Annotated in this window: 13 protein-coding genes; 5 read left to right on the top strand and 8 right to left on the bottom strand. The window is 63.2% G+C overall.

Annotated features, from left to right (window positions below; all coding sequences use genetic code 11):
- The first annotated feature begins 33 nt into the window (after nt 1-33).
- Nucleotides 34-861, top strand: coding sequence for an aminoglycoside phosphotransferase family protein (locus NMA58_RS27955; RefSeq protein ID WP_434714801.1), 828 nt, complete (start codon nt 34-36; stop codon nt 859-861).
- Nucleotides 862-1,076: 215 nt separating this feature from the next.
- Complete coding sequence (locus tag NMA58_RS27960; RefSeq protein WP_434714803.1) at nt 1,077-1,937, top strand: NmrA family NAD(P)-binding protein; 861 nt, start codon at nt 1,077-1,079, stop codon at nt 1,935-1,937.
- A 125-nt stretch (nt 1,938-2,062) separates the two neighbouring features.
- On the opposite strand, the gene NMA58_RS27965 is transcribed toward NMA58_RS27960, so the two are convergent.
- On the bottom strand, nt 2,063-2,926 hold the full coding sequence (locus tag NMA58_RS27965) for an NmrA family NAD(P)-binding protein (RefSeq protein WP_434714805.1): 864 nt from the start codon (nt 2,924-2,926) through the stop codon (nt 2,063-2,065).
- A 118-nt stretch (nt 2,927-3,044) separates the two neighbouring features.
- Between NMA58_RS27965 and NMA58_RS27970 the strand changes: the two genes are divergently transcribed.
- Nucleotides 3,045-3,944, top strand: a complete 900-nt coding sequence (locus NMA58_RS27970) for a LysR family transcriptional regulator (RefSeq protein ID WP_434714807.1) — start codon at nt 3,045-3,047, stop codon at nt 3,942-3,944.
- 115 nt (nt 3,945-4,059) lie between these two features.
- On the opposite strand, the gene NMA58_RS27975 is transcribed toward NMA58_RS27970, so the two are convergent.
- Nucleotides 4,060-4,830, bottom strand: a complete 771-nt coding sequence (locus tag NMA58_RS27975) for an SDR family NAD(P)-dependent oxidoreductase (protein WP_434714894.1) — start codon at nt 4,828-4,830, stop codon at nt 4,060-4,062.
- A 713-nt stretch (nt 4,831-5,543) separates the two neighbouring features.
- Here NMA58_RS27975 and NMA58_RS27980 point away from each other — a divergent pair.
- Nucleotides 5,544-6,491, top strand: coding sequence for an IS110 family transposase (locus tag NMA58_RS27980; RefSeq protein ID WP_434710125.1), 948 nt, complete (start codon nt 5,544-5,546; stop codon nt 6,489-6,491).
- A gap of 1,270 nt (nt 6,492-7,761) precedes the next feature.
- Nucleotides 7,762-8,004, top strand: coding sequence for a hypothetical protein (locus tag NMA58_RS27985; protein WP_085780991.1), 243 nt, complete (start codon nt 7,762-7,764; stop codon nt 8,002-8,004).
- A 261-nt stretch (nt 8,005-8,265) separates the two neighbouring features.
- Here NMA58_RS27985 and NMA58_RS27990 read toward each other — a convergent pair whose 3' ends face one another.
- The 6 genes from NMA58_RS27990 to NMA58_RS28015 are packed head-to-tail and all read right to left on the bottom strand — an operon-like array spanning nt 8,266 to nt 14,675.
- Entirely contained in the window at nt 8,266-9,141 is an 876-nt protein-coding gene (locus NMA58_RS27990) for an FHA domain-containing protein (protein WP_434714808.1), read from the bottom strand.
- Nucleotides 9,142-9,143: 2 nt separating this feature from the next.
- A complete protein-coding gene (locus NMA58_RS27995) occupies nt 9,144-10,049 on the bottom strand; it encodes a type II secretion system F family protein (protein ID WP_434714810.1) in 906 nt (301 codons plus the stop codon).
- Complete coding sequence (locus NMA58_RS28000) at nt 10,046-10,909, bottom strand: type II secretion system F family protein (protein ID WP_434714812.1); 864 nt, start codon at nt 10,907-10,909, stop codon at nt 10,046-10,048. The genes NMA58_RS27995 and NMA58_RS28000 overlap by 4 nt, the downstream gene beginning before the upstream one ends.
- 10 nt (nt 10,910-10,919) lie before the next feature.
- Nucleotides 10,920-12,818: an ATPase, T2SS/T4P/T4SS family gene (locus NMA58_RS28005; RefSeq protein WP_434714814.1), complete on the bottom strand. Its 1,899-nt coding sequence runs from the start codon at nt 12,816-12,818 to the stop codon at nt 10,920-10,922.
- Between the two features lie 19 nt (nt 12,819-12,837).
- Nucleotides 12,838-13,767, bottom strand: a complete 930-nt coding sequence (gene cpaB, locus NMA58_RS28010) for a Flp pilus assembly protein CpaB (RefSeq protein WP_434714816.1) — start codon at nt 13,765-13,767, stop codon at nt 12,838-12,840.
- A complete protein-coding gene (locus tag NMA58_RS28015) occupies nt 13,764-14,675 on the bottom strand; it encodes a hypothetical protein (RefSeq protein ID WP_434714818.1) in 912 nt (303 codons plus the stop codon). The genes cpaB and NMA58_RS28015 overlap by 4 nt, the downstream gene beginning before the upstream one ends.
- Nucleotide 14,676 lies beyond the last annotated feature (1 nt).

Below are 14,676 nucleotides of genomic sequence, written 5' to 3' on the forward strand. Positions count from 1 at the left end.
GACCCTCTGGTTTGCCCCTGGCTAAGCTTGGGCATGGGCGAGCCGGAAATTCCTCTCACAGGTGGCGCAGATTCGAATGTTGTCCGGGTCGGCGGCACGGTTCGGCGGGGTGGCCGCGCATGGTCTTCCGCCGTTCTCGACCTGCTTCGCCACGTTGAACGGCAAGGATTTGAAGGAGCTCCCCGTGCGCTCGGCTTCGATGATCAGGGACGCGAATGTCTCACTTACGTCGAAGGTGAAGTCGGCATGGGCAAAGGCTTCATCCCGGATCAACTTGGCCGCTTCGACGTCCGGCTTCCTGACTATGTCTGGAGCGACCGCGCCCTTGTCGAATTAGGGAAATTGCTGCGATGCTACCACGATGCTGCAGCAAGCTTTCCCTGGAATGAGCGCAACTGGCGTCTTCAACCTCAAGAACCGGTCGAGACGATCTGTCACAATGATCTCTCACCCTGGAATATCGTCTTTCGGGCTGGGCTCCCTGTCGCGTTCATCGATTGGGATGCTGCAGCACCAGGACCGCGCTCTTGGGACCTCGGCTTCATTGCGTGGCGTTGGGTGCCCTTCTGGCGTGACGACAAATGCGAAGCGCATGGTTTGCCGAAAGGCGTCCGCGAGAAGGCGCGACGCTTCCAGCTGTTCCTCGACGCCTATGGGATAAAGCCGGAGATTGAGATCATGCAGGCAGCTATCGAAAGGGTGCGGCAGATGCAGCAACATATGCGCAATCTCGCTGCCTCCGGCTCGGCATGGGAAATGGAATTGGAACGCCGTGGCGTCCTTGATGAAGGCGCGCTCGAACTGGCCTGGATGGAAGAACACGCACGGGAATTGGTGCAGCGACTTAATGCGTCGTCATAGCCTCTGGATCACATGGTGCGAGCCAGGCGACAGCTGGATTGCAACCGTAGGATCTCTTGCAGCACGCCCAGTCACTGGCCCATTTGAGGTTGCTTCCGGTTCTTTTCAGAGCCGCCGGTTAGCGCGCCGCATCCGTGCACTGCGCCTGCGACGACAAGGGAACCTTTGGCAGGGGCGAAGTGTTGTGCTCGGCATGATTGCGGGAGGCATGACCGATGTACATCATTGTCGGAGGGACGGGGCGCGTCGGCTCCGCCGTGGCGAAGACGCTGCTCGACCAGGGTGAAGCCGTCACCATCGTCACCAGAAACCCTGAGAAGGCAGGCGCGTGGCGACAGCGGGGCGCAGAAGTCGCGCTCGCCGACGTCCGCGACGTCATCTCGCTGCGGACGGTGTTCCGCCGCGGGAAGCGGGCCTTCCTGCTGAACCCCAACGCTGACATCGCGAGCGATACGGATCGGGAGGAACGCGAGACCGTGCGCTGCCTGCTCGAGGCGATCGAAGGCTCGGGACTGGAGAAAGTGGTGGCGCAATCAACCATGGGCGCGCAGCCGGGCGAGCAATGCGGCGATCTCAACGTACTTTATGAACTGGAGGCGGGCCTGAGAAATCAGCCGATTCCCGCCAGTATTATCCGCGCAGCCTATTACTACAGCAACTGGGATGCGATGGTGGGCCCCGTCACGAAGGACGGGGTATTGTCGACCATGCTCCCGGCCGACCTCAGGCTCCCGATGGTCGCGCCGGAGGATCTGGGAAGGGTGGCTGCGCGGCTGCTGCAGGAGCCGATCGAGCAGATCGGCATATACGCCGTCGAAGGGCCGGAACGATACTCTCCCAATGATGTTGCCGCAGCCTTCGCCGCCGCCCTCGGCCGCGCCGTCCGCGTCGAGGTGATCCGGCGGGAAGCCTGGGAAGACGCATACCGCAATTTGGGCTTCTCCGACGCGGCGGCTCACTCATATGCCAGGATGACGGCTCTCACCGCCGATGGCCCCGAATATCCCGAGGACTCAATTCGCGGATCGATCTCGCTCCAGACGTATATAGATGGGCTCGTTCGTGACTCGTCCTGACGCGCCCCGATGGACTAAATAGCGAGACCGCCGAAAAGGCTGTATGAGACTTGTGCCGCTGGGCAGGCGCCTCGGCCTCAGGTAGCGACCTCCATGGGATTGCTGAAGCCGCCACGGCGTGTTCATCAACCGCGTTCGACCAGTTTGCGGATTGCGGTCTCAAAGGTGGTTGTGCCCCTGCGCGATCGAGCCTCGCCGCCTTCGAACTCGATCCAGCCTTCGTTGAAGCCGTCAAGCATGCGCATACGGGGTCGGGGGTTCTGCATGCCCTGGTTCAAAAACAGCGCTTCCCATGTCTCTCTTGCAACCGGCTCGGCACGGACCGACTTGCCGAGCACCGCAGAGAAGGCCTCCGCCATTTGCAGCGGCGTGATGCGGAACGGACCCTCAAGCTCGACGATGCGTTTACCGGTCCAGTCCTCCTGCAGCATTTCAGCCGCAGTAGCGCCGACATCGCGCACGGAAACCATTGGCACCGGCTTGGTGACCGGCTGCAGAAAGCTTGGCATGATGCCGCTCTCCCTTGCCGGTGCGATGTCCCAGGCTGAATTCTCCATGAACCAGCAGGCGCGCAGGAACGCGACCGGCATCGGAAGTGTCGACATTGCCTGCTCGACGAGGCCGAGCTGGCTCAGCAGATTCTCCTGCTTTGCCTGAGCGCCGATCGTCGACAGGCAGACCACCTTCTTCGGTGACGCCCTTGTGAGGGCGGTCTTCAGTGCTTCGATGATTGCCTTTACCTCCGGGAAGCCCGGCGCGGGATCGAAGCTTGGCGGCAGAAGCAGGAAGACGCCCTCGGCGTCTTCGAAGGCCGGGGCGAGGTCCGGCGCGTCTGTCATTTCGGCAATGGCGATTTCCGCGCCGCGGTCCCGCCAGGCGCCTGCTTTTCCCGCATTCCGCAGGACTGCACGGACAGGCAGTCCCTGATCCATCAATTTCGTGCCGACCACGGCGCCGACCTGACCTGTTATTCCAGTCACAGCAAACATTCTCGGACTCCTTTTGGCAGCGGCCTGCGCCGCGATGAAAGAAAGATGCGCCAAAGCCGCTTTTGACTGAATTGCCCTTTTGTCAGATAATTCATGACACAATATCAGGAACTGGATGATGTTCGACGGACGATTGCTGAATGGGGTCAGCGTGCTGGCCGCCGTCGTTGAGAGCGGCAGTTTTGCGCGGGCGGGCGAGGCGCTGGGGCTGACAGCTTCCGGAGTCAGCCGGGCAGTGGCGCGGCTTGAGAGCCGCATCGGCGTGCGCCTGCTCGAGCGGACGACCCGTTCCCTGAGGCTCACCGATGACGGTACGCGTTTCTACGAGCAGGTGGTGCCGCTACTTGGCGGCATCGAAGAAGCCGCTGCCTATGCGGCCGGGACGACGCAAACGGTGCGTGGGAGGCTGCGGATTAATGTCGATCCCTATTTTTCGCGGCTGATCCTCGCGCCGAAGCTCGGCACCTTTCTCGACCGCTATCCCGATCTTCAGCTCGAGCTGGTGACAAGGAACGAGATCGGCGATCTTGTCGCCGACGGCATGGATGTGGCGGTGCGCTTCGGCGAAATCCCGGCGAAGAACTCGCTGATTGCCCGGCAGCTTTTTCGCACGAGGGTGATCACGGTTGCTGCGCCGTCCTATCTTGAACGGCACGGCACGCCGAAGCTGCCTGCCGACCTGACCGATCATACCTGCATCCAGTATCAGGACCCTTTGACGGGCAGGCCTTTCGAATGGGAGTTGCGGCGCGGAAAGAAGGTGGTGCCGATCCAAACGCATGGGCGCATCCTCGTCAATGATGCCGGTACGGCGCTTGCTACCTGTCTCGCCGGGATCGGCATTGCCCAGGTCTTCTCGCTCGGCATGAAGCCCTATCTCGATTGCGGCCAGCTGGTCGATCTCTATCCGGATTGGCCCGATGAGACCTTTCCGTTGCACTGCTTCTACACCTCCCGCCATCACGTACCGGCCAAGGTCCGAGCCTTTATTGAGTTCTGCGTCGAAATCGTCGGCTAGATGCCGCTGCGAAGATCGGCTCGGAGGCTTTTGCCACCAGCATCTTCGGACGGATTCAGCGGCCGCAAAAGCGCGGCATAAGTCGCATCGCACTTTCCGACGGCGTGGGCTGGCCTCAGGCGACGGACCAGCCACCATCCACCAGCAGGTTCGCGCCGGTGATGAGGCTCGCCGCCGGCGATGCCAGGAACACGACGGCGCCCACCACATCATCGGTTTCACCGATCCGGCCAAGCGGAATGTGATCGAGCGTCGCTTGGCGATTGGCGGGGTCGGATAGAAAGGGTGCCGTCCCATCCGTGTGGATGAAGGTCGGCGATACGGTGTTGACGGTGACATTATAGCGGGCCCATTCGGCTGCAAGGCAGCGCGTCAGGTGATTGATGGCCGCCTTGCTCATGCAATAGATCGCCTCGCCGCGCAGCGCCACGGTGCCGGCCTGTGAGCTGATGCTGATGATCCGGCCGCCATTCTGTTCGATCATCTGACGCCCGATGGCCTGGGTCATCAGGAAGGTGCCCTTGATGTTGACATCGAGGATCTCGTCAAGGTCCTTCTCCTCGACCAGTTCGGCGAGATTGCCGGGCGCCACCCCGACATTGTTGACGAGGACGTCGATCCGGCCAAATGTCGTCAGCGCGGCGTCGATGGCTTGTTCGATATGGGCCTTATTGGGAATGTCGAGTTCAACAGCGAGGATTTTTCGCCCCGTGTCCTCGAGCTCGGCAACCAGACCCGCCGACGCTGCGACATTGCGAACCCCCAAAACAATATCGGAGCCTGCTGCGGCACAGGCAAGCGCGCAAGCCCGGCCGATGCCACGGCTCGCTCCTGTTACCAAAGTCACTTTGTGCTCAAGGCTAAAGTCCGGGGCATTCTTCTGCATCATGGTGCCTCCCTCGATGAAATCAATTTATGCCAGGGTCGGCGCGGATGCCAGTGCTCTGCGCATGTGCAGCGGCATCCCCGCCGGACCGTAGCGCCGGGGTTCAAGAGAGCATCATTCTGAGGTGCCGCAGGGGCCTCGAAGGACGAGGCGGGCGCTCAGGCGTCGATACATGCAAGAAGCAGCGTTGCGGCGTGCTTCGAGGCTTCGCCCGTTCGGGCTGCGCACCTCAGCATGAGGGACGTTGGAGGATGCCGCACTCCGATAACAGGCGCTTGGATGCATATACAGATCACGGGGTTGGAGAATATAGCGCCGGGGTTCAAGAGAGCCTCATCCTGAGGAGCCCCGCAGGGCCTCGAAGGACGAGGCGGGTGCTCAGGCGTTGATACATGCAAGAAGCAGCGTGGCGGCGTGCTTCGAGGCTTCGCCCTTTCGGGCTGCGCACCTCAGCATGAGGGACGTTGGAGGATGCCGCACTCCGATAACAGGCGCTTGGATGCATATACAGATCACGGGGTTGGAGAATATAGCGCCGGGGTTCAAGAGAGCCTCATCCTTGTACGTTGCCGTTGGTGTATAAACGGGCTGCGCGACGGGGATGCGTGTCATCCTTGGGTTTCGAACTCGTGCCTCAGCGAGCATCTCCGTCGCGATGTCTTCGCTCGAACGGTTGATTGGGCTTCGAGCCCGCGTTGCAAGGAGGAGCACCCATGCGTATCCCGCAAGCTTTCATGGTCGGCATCGATGTCTCGAAAGCCCATTTCGACGTGGCCGTCGAGGGCAAACGCGCCGTTGTCCGTTTCGACAACGACGCGCCAGGCCGGGCCGCGCTGGCGACGGCGATAGCCGGCGCCGAGCTGGCCGTCGTCGAGGCCACCGGCGGTTACGAGATGGCGATCGTCAGGGCGCTGATGGCCGCCGGTATTGCCGTCGCCGTTGTCAATCCCCGCCAGGTGCGCGATTTCGCCAGGGCCAGCGGCCGGCTGGCCAAGACCGATCAGGTCGACGCCCGCGTCATTCTCCACTTCGCCAGAGCGATGCGTCCGGCACAGATCCCCCATATCGACGACGGCCGCATCGCGCTTGCTGCCCTCGTGACCCGCCGCCGCCAGCTCATCGACATGGCGGTCGCTGAGAAGAACCGCCTCGAACACGCCCCGCAAGCCGTCGCCACCCTGATCGGCGAGACCCTCGCCGCCCTCAAAAGCCAGCTCGCCCGCGTCGATGCCGCCATCGCGCTCGCCATCGAGGCCGAACCCGACATGGCCGCACGCCGCGACCTGCTGCTGACCGTGCCGGGCATCGGCGAGGTCGGCGCCGCCGTGCTCATCGCCGAACTGCCCGAACTCGGCGCCATCGACGACAAGAAACTCGCAGCCCTCGTCGGCGTCGCCCCGGTCGCCCACGACAGCGGCACCTGGCGTGGCCAGCGCCACATCGCCGGCGGCCGCGCCACCGTCCGCTGCGCCCTCTACATGGCAACGCTCTCGGCCATTCGCTGCAGTCCGGCCATCAAGGCCTTCCACAAACGACTGCGCGCTGCCGGCAAACCACCCAAGGTCGCGCTCGTCGCCGCCATGCGGAAATTCATCGTCATGATCAACACTATCATCAAAAGACGAACCCCATGGAGCGAACCGCAACAACACGGTTGCTGAGGAGCCCCGCAGGGCCTCGAAGGACGAGGCGGGTGCTCAGGCGTTGATACCTGCAAGAAGCAGCGTTGCGGCGTGCTTCGAGGCTTCGCCCTTTCGGGCTGCGCACCTCAGCATGAGGGACGTTGGAGGATGCCGCACTCCGATAACAGGCGCTTGGATGCATATACAGATCACGGGGTTGGAGAATATAGCGCCGGGGTTCAAGAGAGCCTCATCCTGAGGAGCCCCGCAGGGCCTCGAAGGACGAGGCGGGTGCTCAGGCGTTGATACCTGCAAGAAGCAGCGTTGCGGCGTGCTTCGAGGCTTCGCCCTTTCGGGCTGCGCACCTCAGCATGAGGGACGTTGGAGGATGCCGCACTCCGATAACAGGCGCTTGAGGTGCATATACAAATCACGGGGTTGGAGAATATAGCGCCGGGGTTCAAGAGAGCCTCATCCTGAGGCGCCCCGCAGGGGCCTCGAAGGACGAGGCGGGTGCTCAGGCGTTGCTTCATGCAAGAAGCAGCGTTGCGGCGTGCTTCGAGGCTTCGCCCTTTCGGGCTGCGCACCTCAGCATGAGGGACGTTGGAGGATGCCGCGCTCCGATAACAGGCGCTTGGATGCATATACAGATCACGGGGTTGGAGAATATAGCGCCGGGGTTCAAGAGAGCCTCATCCTGAGGAGCCCCGCAGGGCCTCGAAGGACGAGGCGGGTGCTCAGGCGTTGATACCTGCAAGAAGCAGCGTTGCGGCGTGCTTCGACGCTTCGCCCTTTCGGGCTGCGCACCTCAGCATGAGGGACGTTGGAGGATGCGGCGCTGCTCGGACCCGCATCCGCCTGGCACTGTTGATGCGCGGCTTAACGCAGTGGACGCATATGAATAACAGAGTCCGATCCCCGGGGGGTGCAAGTCTACTCACGTCTTAGCCCGAATTAACTAAGAAAATCACACAATTAGTAAGTTGATCTGTCGCCGCCCTGATTATAGTCTTCTCGTCTTGTGGAAAGGCATAAATCCTCCTCCGACTGCAGAGATCAGTCGGAAATGGAGGTTTTTGCTATGGGCAAACATTCTCACGTGTCAGATGGATTGCGTATCGCGCGTTGAAGCCGATAGCCGACCTCCAATGAGGAGAATCCTAACATCCGATTCAGCTCCCGCCGCGAGGCGGGGCGAGGATTCGTAGTCCGTTGGCGACCAACGCCGGAGGGGAAGCCAGCACATCTCCAAAAGGAACGTTCTGGCGCATGCCTGATGTTAGTGAACCCCGATCAAGGAGCATGTACCATGTCGAGACTTACGCTTTCGGTTTTCACCGCCCTCGCACTTCTGCTCGGTGGGCTTCAGTCGACGTTTGCTGCCAACAGCAATTCACGGGACGAGACCACAACCATGGGTGAAAGCGGCAAGACGCCGCCGAACGACAACGCAGGAAGCAGCAGCGGCACCAAGGACACCTCAACAAACAAGGGCAACCCGGAGAACTTCAACTGCAACGACTGCGGTTCGAGCGGGCCCGGCAACAAATGAGGCTAATCCGGACGGCATCACGACCTACAAACATAGCAAAGCCAAACCATTGAAGGCTAACTCTGCCGGAGCGGATTTTCGTCAGGCGAAAGGCGTGGCGAGGGCATACTCAAGCTGCCTCCGGCATTCAGGGGTTTCGCAGACTTGCCAGGCGAATCTGCGGGCCTCCTGATCGACCGGCCGGCTTGGCCGTAGGCGTGACTACGACGCGGGCTGGCCGGTCGACCCTCCGAGCCGTTTTGAAGAGTTTCGAACCGCCAATCACCGCCGCGCCGGCGGCTTGGTGGCGGCGCGGCGCTGTAGCGCAAAACGCGCGGCCGAGCAGTTGACGTCGGGAACGAGATCGTAGGTCTGCTGATAGAGGCTCTGCGCCAGCGTGTTGTTGCCGCGGTTTTCCGAGGCAAGGGCGGCGAGCGCGGTGCGCTTGTAGGCCTCGACGATCGGCTCCGCCGCCTTTGCCAGAGCTGCGTCGTCGGCGGGTTCGGCTGCCAGCGCAAGCGCGGCATAGGTGACGTCGCCATCGCGGCCGACGCGGCCGCTGACGGCGCCGTTGAAAGTCTGCTCGGAAACCTGGCGCAGGCGCCTGGCGTTCTTGATGCATGTCGGGATGCGTGCGGCTTCGGCATTGATGCGCTCGGCCGTCGGGCCGGCCTCCGTGCTGCCGCCGCCGGAGAGGATGACGTAGCCGATGATCCCGACGACGGCGAGGTAGACGAGGCCTATGCCGGCGAGGAAGGCGGGCTGTTTGAAAAGCGGCTTTTTCGGCTTGCCGTCGTCTGCCTTGGCAGCCTCCTTTTTCGGCGCCTCCTTGGCCGGCGCCTTCTCCAGAAACTGGAATTCGACATCCTTGCCGAGACGGAAACTGTCGCCTGTTTTGAGAGAGGCGGTCTGCAGCAGCGCCTCGCCGCGCAGCATGATCGGGTTCAGCCCCATGCGGCGGATGATGAAGCCGCCGTCGCTCTGCTTTTCGATGCGGGCGTGGATCGGCGCCAGGAACGGATCGTCGACCACGATATCGGCATTGGCTGCCCGGCCGATCGACATTTCCGCCCGGTCGAGCACATGGCTGCGGCTCTGGCCGCCGGGGCCGGTCTGCAGAAGGCTCGGTTTGTTGCCGCGAAAGAAAGAAAAGACCATGATCAGAACATCCCACTCGACATCATCTCGACGATAGCAGGCGCCAGCACCAGAAGAAGGATCGACACGACGATCAACATAGCCGGCATGACGATCTTGGCCTTCAGCTTCTCACTGGCCCTGTCGGCCTTTTCCCAGCGGCGGAAGCGCAGGTCGCGCGCATGTTCGCGCAACAGCTCGACGCGGTTGCTGCCCTCGACCTCGCCCTGGATGACGGCGCGGATGACGCGCACCACCTCCTCGGCCGTCATGCGCGCCTCCAGGCGCTGCAGCGCCTCGATCATGCCGGTGCCGAGCGCCACGTCCTTCAGCGTCTGCTCGATCTCCTCGGTCATCACGGTGCCGGGTGCTGCCTCGGCATAGAGCCGCAGGCTCTCCGGCAGGGTCGCCTGCGCCTGCTGCGTCATGACGACGAGATCGAGGAAATAGGGAAATTCGCGCGAGATGCGTTCCTTACGGTCCTGCATCTTGTCGTCGGCGACGACCCAGAAATAGATGGCGGGGATGAAGCCGAGGATCAGGCCGGCGGCCAGCCCGCCGATGACGCTGCCGCTCGCAATGCCGAACAGCACGCCGAGCAGGATGAAGCCGAAGAGGCTGAGGACGACGAGAAGGGCGATATATTCACGCCCCGTCACGCCGCCGAAGGGCCGGCCGCCATAGATCAGCTTCTTTTCGAGCTGCGCACCGAAATCGGCCAGAAGCGGCTCGAACTGCCTCAGCACGAATTCGACCGGCGTGCGCATGCCGATGCTGTCGACGATATTCGGCGGCGGCCCGTCGCCACCAGCCGACCGCCGCACCACCTTGATGCTGCCGAGGAGATCGCCGATCCACCAGACGATGAGCGCCGCAGTGATGCCGGCAAGGACAATGATGATCGGGGCGAGGGGGATTGCCGACATCATACCGACACCTTCATCATCGAGCGCATCCAGAAGAAACCGGTGGCGTAGAGAATGGCGCCGACGATCGCGATGACGATGCCGATGGCGTTGCCGAACACCTTGTCGATCAGCTCCGGCTGGCCGAAGAAGATCATCAGGATCATGAACAGCGCGCCGCCATTGACGACGCGGAAGTTCATCCGCGCCTGTGACGACGAGGTGCTGATCTTCTGGTCGAGCTTCCAGATCTCCTTGAAGGATTTCGACATTTCCGTCAGCGGCTCGGATATGTCGCCGCCTTGGCGGGCAAACAGGCCGAGGGCGGCGTCGACCATCTTGAAATGCAGGCTCGGCACCGTGCGGCCGTGGCGGTCGAGCGCTTCGACCAGGCCGATGCCGAGCTTCTGTTCGCGGGCGATGCGCTCGAATTCGCGCGAGGCCGGCATCTGGCCGGTGTCGGCAACCGCATTGACGGCGACGGCGAGCGGCTTGCCGGTGCGCACCGCCGAAACGATCTGGTCGACGGCATAGGGAAGCTGCGATTCGATCTGCAGCCAGCGGCGCCGCAGGAAATAACGGATCGTCGCCTTGGGCAGGAAGAAGGAGACGGGAATGGCAACGACGATGCCGAAGATCGGCCCGAAGATCAGCGAGATCAGAGCGAAGACGATCATGGCGGTGATGGTATAGGCGAGGATCATCGTATAGGGCGGCACGGCGTCGCGGCCGAAGACCTGGGCCGCTTCGCTAGCGAGCGCGATATCGCGTTCGGTGGCGCGCAGCAGCGGTGCCGGCCATTGCATCGGCGCGCCCCAGACGAGCAGTCCCGCGGTCACTGCGCCGAGGGCGATCGTCAGGATCTGCAGAAGGCTGATGTCCATGGTTCCACCCTCAAACGAACATATCGAGGTTCTTGATCTCGCCGTCTTCGCCGAAGGCGACGAGTTCGGCGACGAAGCTCGGCAGATAGCCGGTGAAGGCATGCACCGCCTGGCCGCCGGCGCGGCCGACGAGATTGAAGATCGGCTCGACGATGATGAGGCCGGTATCCGGATCGATGCCGATCACCTCGGATATTTCGGTGACGGCGCGCCGGCCGCTTTCCAGGCGGTTGAGCTGCACGACGAGCTCGACGGCGGCGACGATCTGCTGGCGGATCGCCGTCACCGGCAGCGAGCTCTGGCCCTGCAGCACCATCACCTCAAGCCGGGTCATCATGTCCTGCGGCGTGTTGGCATGCGCCGTCGTCATCGAACCGGCATGGCCGGTGTTCATCGCCTGCAGCATGTCGATCGCCTCCGCGCCGCGGCACTCGCCGACGATGATGCGGTCGGGGCGCATGCGCAGCGCGTTGCGCACGAGGTCGCGGATGGTGACGCTGGTTTCGCTCTCCGCCGTCTTCGGCCGCGATTGCAGGTAGACGACATGAATGCCGTCGAGCTGCAGTTCGGACGTGTCCTCGACGGCAACGACGCGCTCGCCGACCGGAATGAATTGCGATAGGCTGTTCAAGAGCGTCGTCTTGCCGGAGCCGGTGCCGCCGGAGACGACGATATTCTTGCGGGCACGCACCGCCGCCTCGAGGAAGGCGCGCATCGGTTCGCTGAGCGCGCCTGCGGCCACCAGCTTGCTGATGTCGAGCCGCGACTTGCCGCCGAACTTGCGGATGGTGAGGCAGGCGCCCTTGACGGCGAGCGGCGGGATGACGGCGTTGACGCGCGAGCCGTCAGGCATGCGGAAGTCGGCCATTGCCTCGCTCTCGTTGATCGAGCGGTTGGAATCGACGGCGATGCGCTCGATCACCTTCATCAGCTGACGCTCATTGGCGAAGGCGAAGGGATAACGTTCGAGCAGGCCGAATTTTTCGACATAGATCTCGTCATACCGCGTCACCATGATTTCCGAGATGACGTCGAGGTCCATCAGTTCCGAGATCGTGCCCCAGCGATACATCAGCTCCTCGATATTCGAGCGCAGGTGCATATGGGCGATCTCGTAGCGGTCGCCGGCATTGAAGAGCGCCTGCCGGGCCTGGAAGGCGGCGCCGAACTTGGTGTCGAGCTGGACGAAGTCGGAGCGGGTGGATTCGAAGTTCAGCTTCAGCTGCAGCGCCGAGATCAGCGCCTTGCCGACATCGAAGAGCCGGCGGTTGTCCTGCTCTTCGCGTGCGAGGCTTGCCGCATTGCCCGCGCCGTCGCGCCGGCCGGTGCGGGCAATGCGTTTTGCGAGCCACCGGTAGACGGCGTTCTTGATGACGAGGATGACGAGATCCTGCGGTGCGGCGTCCAGCGCCTCCTTGATGAACAGGTCGAGGCGCTCGCGAATGCGGCTGCGCGTCTCCTCGCGGCCGAAATCGGAGGATTTCACCAGCCGGTCATATTGCGTGTCTTTTAGCAATCGCTCATGGATTTCCATCTGCAGCGCCAGCACCCGCTCCTGGTCCGGAAACTGCGTCACCGCCTCCGGCGCCGCCGCCGGCTCGACCAGTTCGATCGTGACATTCGGCACCCAGATCGACATGCCGGCCGAGACCGCCACCGGCGTGCCGGCCCGAAGCGGCTGGTCGTCGACCCGGGTCGGGTTGCGGCCATGATGCTGCACCGACCATCCCTGGCCGGACTTGCGCAGCACGAATTGCGGCGAGGAAACGTGGCTGCCGCGCAGCCGCACGACGCCGGCGCCGGCGGGAAGCGAAAGCGTGCTGCTTTCGCCGACGAAATAGGTCTCATTCGCCGAGAGCGGGATCACTTCCCGTCCGCTGCCGTCCTCATAGGAAATCTTCAACAGCATGGCTCAATCCCCGAAACGATCACATCCGCGTCCAGTTGATGCTCGGCAGGTCTTCAACGCTATTGTCCGTCGGATTGCGCAGCACGAGGTTGAGGCTGCCGTTCGCCTGGCCCATGGCGAAGATCAGCATCTCGGCTTCCGACGGCGTCACTTCGACCGTCACGTGATTATAGCTGCTATTGGCCTTGGTGACCGCACCTTCGGGCGTGGTCGCCGCGCCAACGGCGAGCACCTTGACGTTCTGCAGGAAGGTGCGGGTGACGACGCGGGTGCGCGAGCTGATGCCGAGCTTGTAGTCCTGCGCCTGCTTCCGGTAGGCGTTGATGTCGTTCTCGTCGGCGCCCGGATATTGGGTGAGATAATTCTTCAGCATCTGCTCGACCGGCGAGGGCGGCTGGGCCGGAGCCGCCGGTGCGGCGGGCGGCTGGCCGGCTGCGGCCGGCGGCTGCCCGGGCGTTCCCGCCTGGGTCGCGGCGGGGGGCGCCACCGGCTCGACCGGTTCGTCGACCGTACCGAGAATATCGACATAGCTGCCCGGCTCGACAAAATGGCCGACCGCTTCGGCGGCGTTGACGGGCAGGGTCAGCGCCCGCTTGCCGGGCGCGATCATCGTCGTCAGCCGCCCGCCGTCGGTATCGTCGAAATACTGGAAGAGCAACACCGAGCCGGCCGGAATGTCGGCCGCCGCCGTCCGGTCCTTCAGCCATTCCTGATAGGCGCTGGCGGCAGGAACGGCGAGCTTGGCGAGCGCCCCGAAGCTTTCCGGCAGCATCACCGGTTCGGCGAGCATGTCGGGGGTGATCGCCTGTCCTCTCGTCACCTTTTTGTCAGGCTGGAGCCGCATGAAGGCATAGGCCACCTGCTCGTTCTTGACGCTCTCTGTCCAGAAGTAGAGGAGAACGCCGGTGATTAGGCCGACGATGACAGCGGCAATGAGCTTCCAGTTCATGGTGTTGTTCCTTCGACGAAGGGTTGCCTGATTTGAATGACCTCAACGGTCCTGCCGTCGGTTCTGCTTCTGGTGTAGAGAACATTGGCTTCGACGCTGCCGCGCCGGCCGTAAAGCGCGGTGACACCGCCGCGCTCAGCCGGCGGCGTTTCGATGGTGAAGCCGTCGCGGACAAGGAGATCGGCGCGCTCACCGGACCAGCGCGCGGCGGCGAGCGTGCCCTTCGACACGACCGTGCGCGACATATGGCCTTTGTCATGGTCGCCGATATCGCTCAGCACCTCGACGCCGGCCGGCGGACGCAGCGACGTCGGCAGCTTGGCGACATCCGCAGGGGCGGCGAAGGCCGGCAGCGTGGCGGCGACATCGTCGAAGCGGCTCATCAGCACTTCGGTCATCGGCGCATCGGCAGGCCGCCTGATCATGATCGAGACGCCCGGAATCGGCGCTCTCGCCGAGGGATCATTCGGATCCTGCTGTCTCATATAGTCGAGCGCAGCCTCGCCGTCGCCGTCGAAGAAGCGCACGACAACGGCGAGATCGTCGCGGATGCGGCTCACCTTCGGGACGATCATCATGTTGGCGGCGATGACGGCGGTCAATTCCTCCCGGTCACTGCTTTTCGGCATGGCCGGCCGGGTATTGGCGGCCAGCACCCGCAGCCACTCGTCGGTAATATCGGCAATGCTGCGATCGCTCTGGTAGGGCGTGAACTCGAGCGGCTGGCCGTTGATGACGAGATCGCGCGGCGCCCGTTCCGGCGCCCCGAGGATGCCGGCCAGCATCGAATTCAGCGTCACCCGGATATCCTTGTAGATCTCGGCGCGGCCCGGTGTAGCCATCACGGCGAGGCCGACGATCAGGGCGGTGCCGAGGAAATGAGCGGAGATGCGTGATCGCTGTGCCATG

Origin of the sequence: Rhizobium sp. YTUHZ045, from assembly GCF_051124255.1 — a bacterium.
Taxonomy (GTDB): Bacteria; Pseudomonadota; Alphaproteobacteria; order Rhizobiales; family Rhizobiaceae; genus Rhizobium.

What these genes read in the sequence shown, in the direction of transcription:
- NMA58_RS27970 (WP_434714807.1), top strand. Translation starts at nt 3,045, where the DNA reads ATGTTCGACGGACGATTGCTGAATGGGGTCAGCGTGCTGGCCGCCGTC.
- NMA58_RS27975 (WP_434714894.1), bottom strand. Translation starts at nt 4,830, where the DNA reads ATGCAGAAGAATGCCCCGGACTTTAGCCTTGAGCACAAAGTGACTTTG.
- NMA58_RS27995 (WP_434714810.1), bottom strand. Translation starts at nt 10,049, where the DNA reads ATGATGTCGGCAATCCCCCTCGCCCCGATCATCATTGTCCTTGCCGGC.
- cpaB (WP_434714816.1), bottom strand. Translation starts at nt 13,767, where the DNA reads ATGAACTGGAAGCTCATTGCCGCTGTCATCGTCGGCCTAATCACCGGC.
- NMA58_RS27960 (WP_434714803.1), top strand. Translation starts at nt 1,077, where the DNA reads ATGTACATCATTGTCGGAGGGACGGGGCGCGTCGGCTCCGCCGTGGCG.
- NMA58_RS28000 (WP_434714812.1), bottom strand. Translation starts at nt 10,909, where the DNA reads ATGGACATCAGCCTTCTGCAGATCCTGACGATCGCCCTCGGCGCAGTG.
- NMA58_RS27965 (WP_434714805.1), bottom strand. Translation starts at nt 2,926, where the DNA reads ATGTTTGCTGTGACTGGAATAACAGGTCAGGTCGGCGCCGTGGTCGGC.
- NMA58_RS27980 (WP_434710125.1), top strand. Translation starts at nt 5,544, where the DNA reads ATGCGTATCCCGCAAGCTTTCATGGTCGGCATCGATGTCTCGAAAGCC.
- NMA58_RS27990 (WP_434714808.1), bottom strand. Translation starts at nt 9,141, where the DNA reads ATGGTCTTTTCTTTCTTTCGCGGCAACAAACCGAGCCTTCTGCAGACC.
- NMA58_RS27955 (WP_434714801.1), top strand. Translation starts at nt 34, where the DNA reads ATGGGCGAGCCGGAAATTCCTCTCACAGGTGGCGCAGATTCGAATGTT.
- NMA58_RS28015 (WP_434714818.1), bottom strand. Translation starts at nt 14,675, where the DNA reads ATGGCACAGCGATCACGCATCTCCGCTCATTTCCTCGGCACCGCCCTG.
- NMA58_RS27985 (WP_085780991.1), top strand. Translation starts at nt 7,762, where the DNA reads ATGTCGAGACTTACGCTTTCGGTTTTCACCGCCCTCGCACTTCTGCTC.
- NMA58_RS28005 (WP_434714814.1), bottom strand. Translation starts at nt 12,818, where the DNA reads ATGCTGTTGAAGATTTCCTATGAGGACGGCAGCGGACGGGAAGTGATC.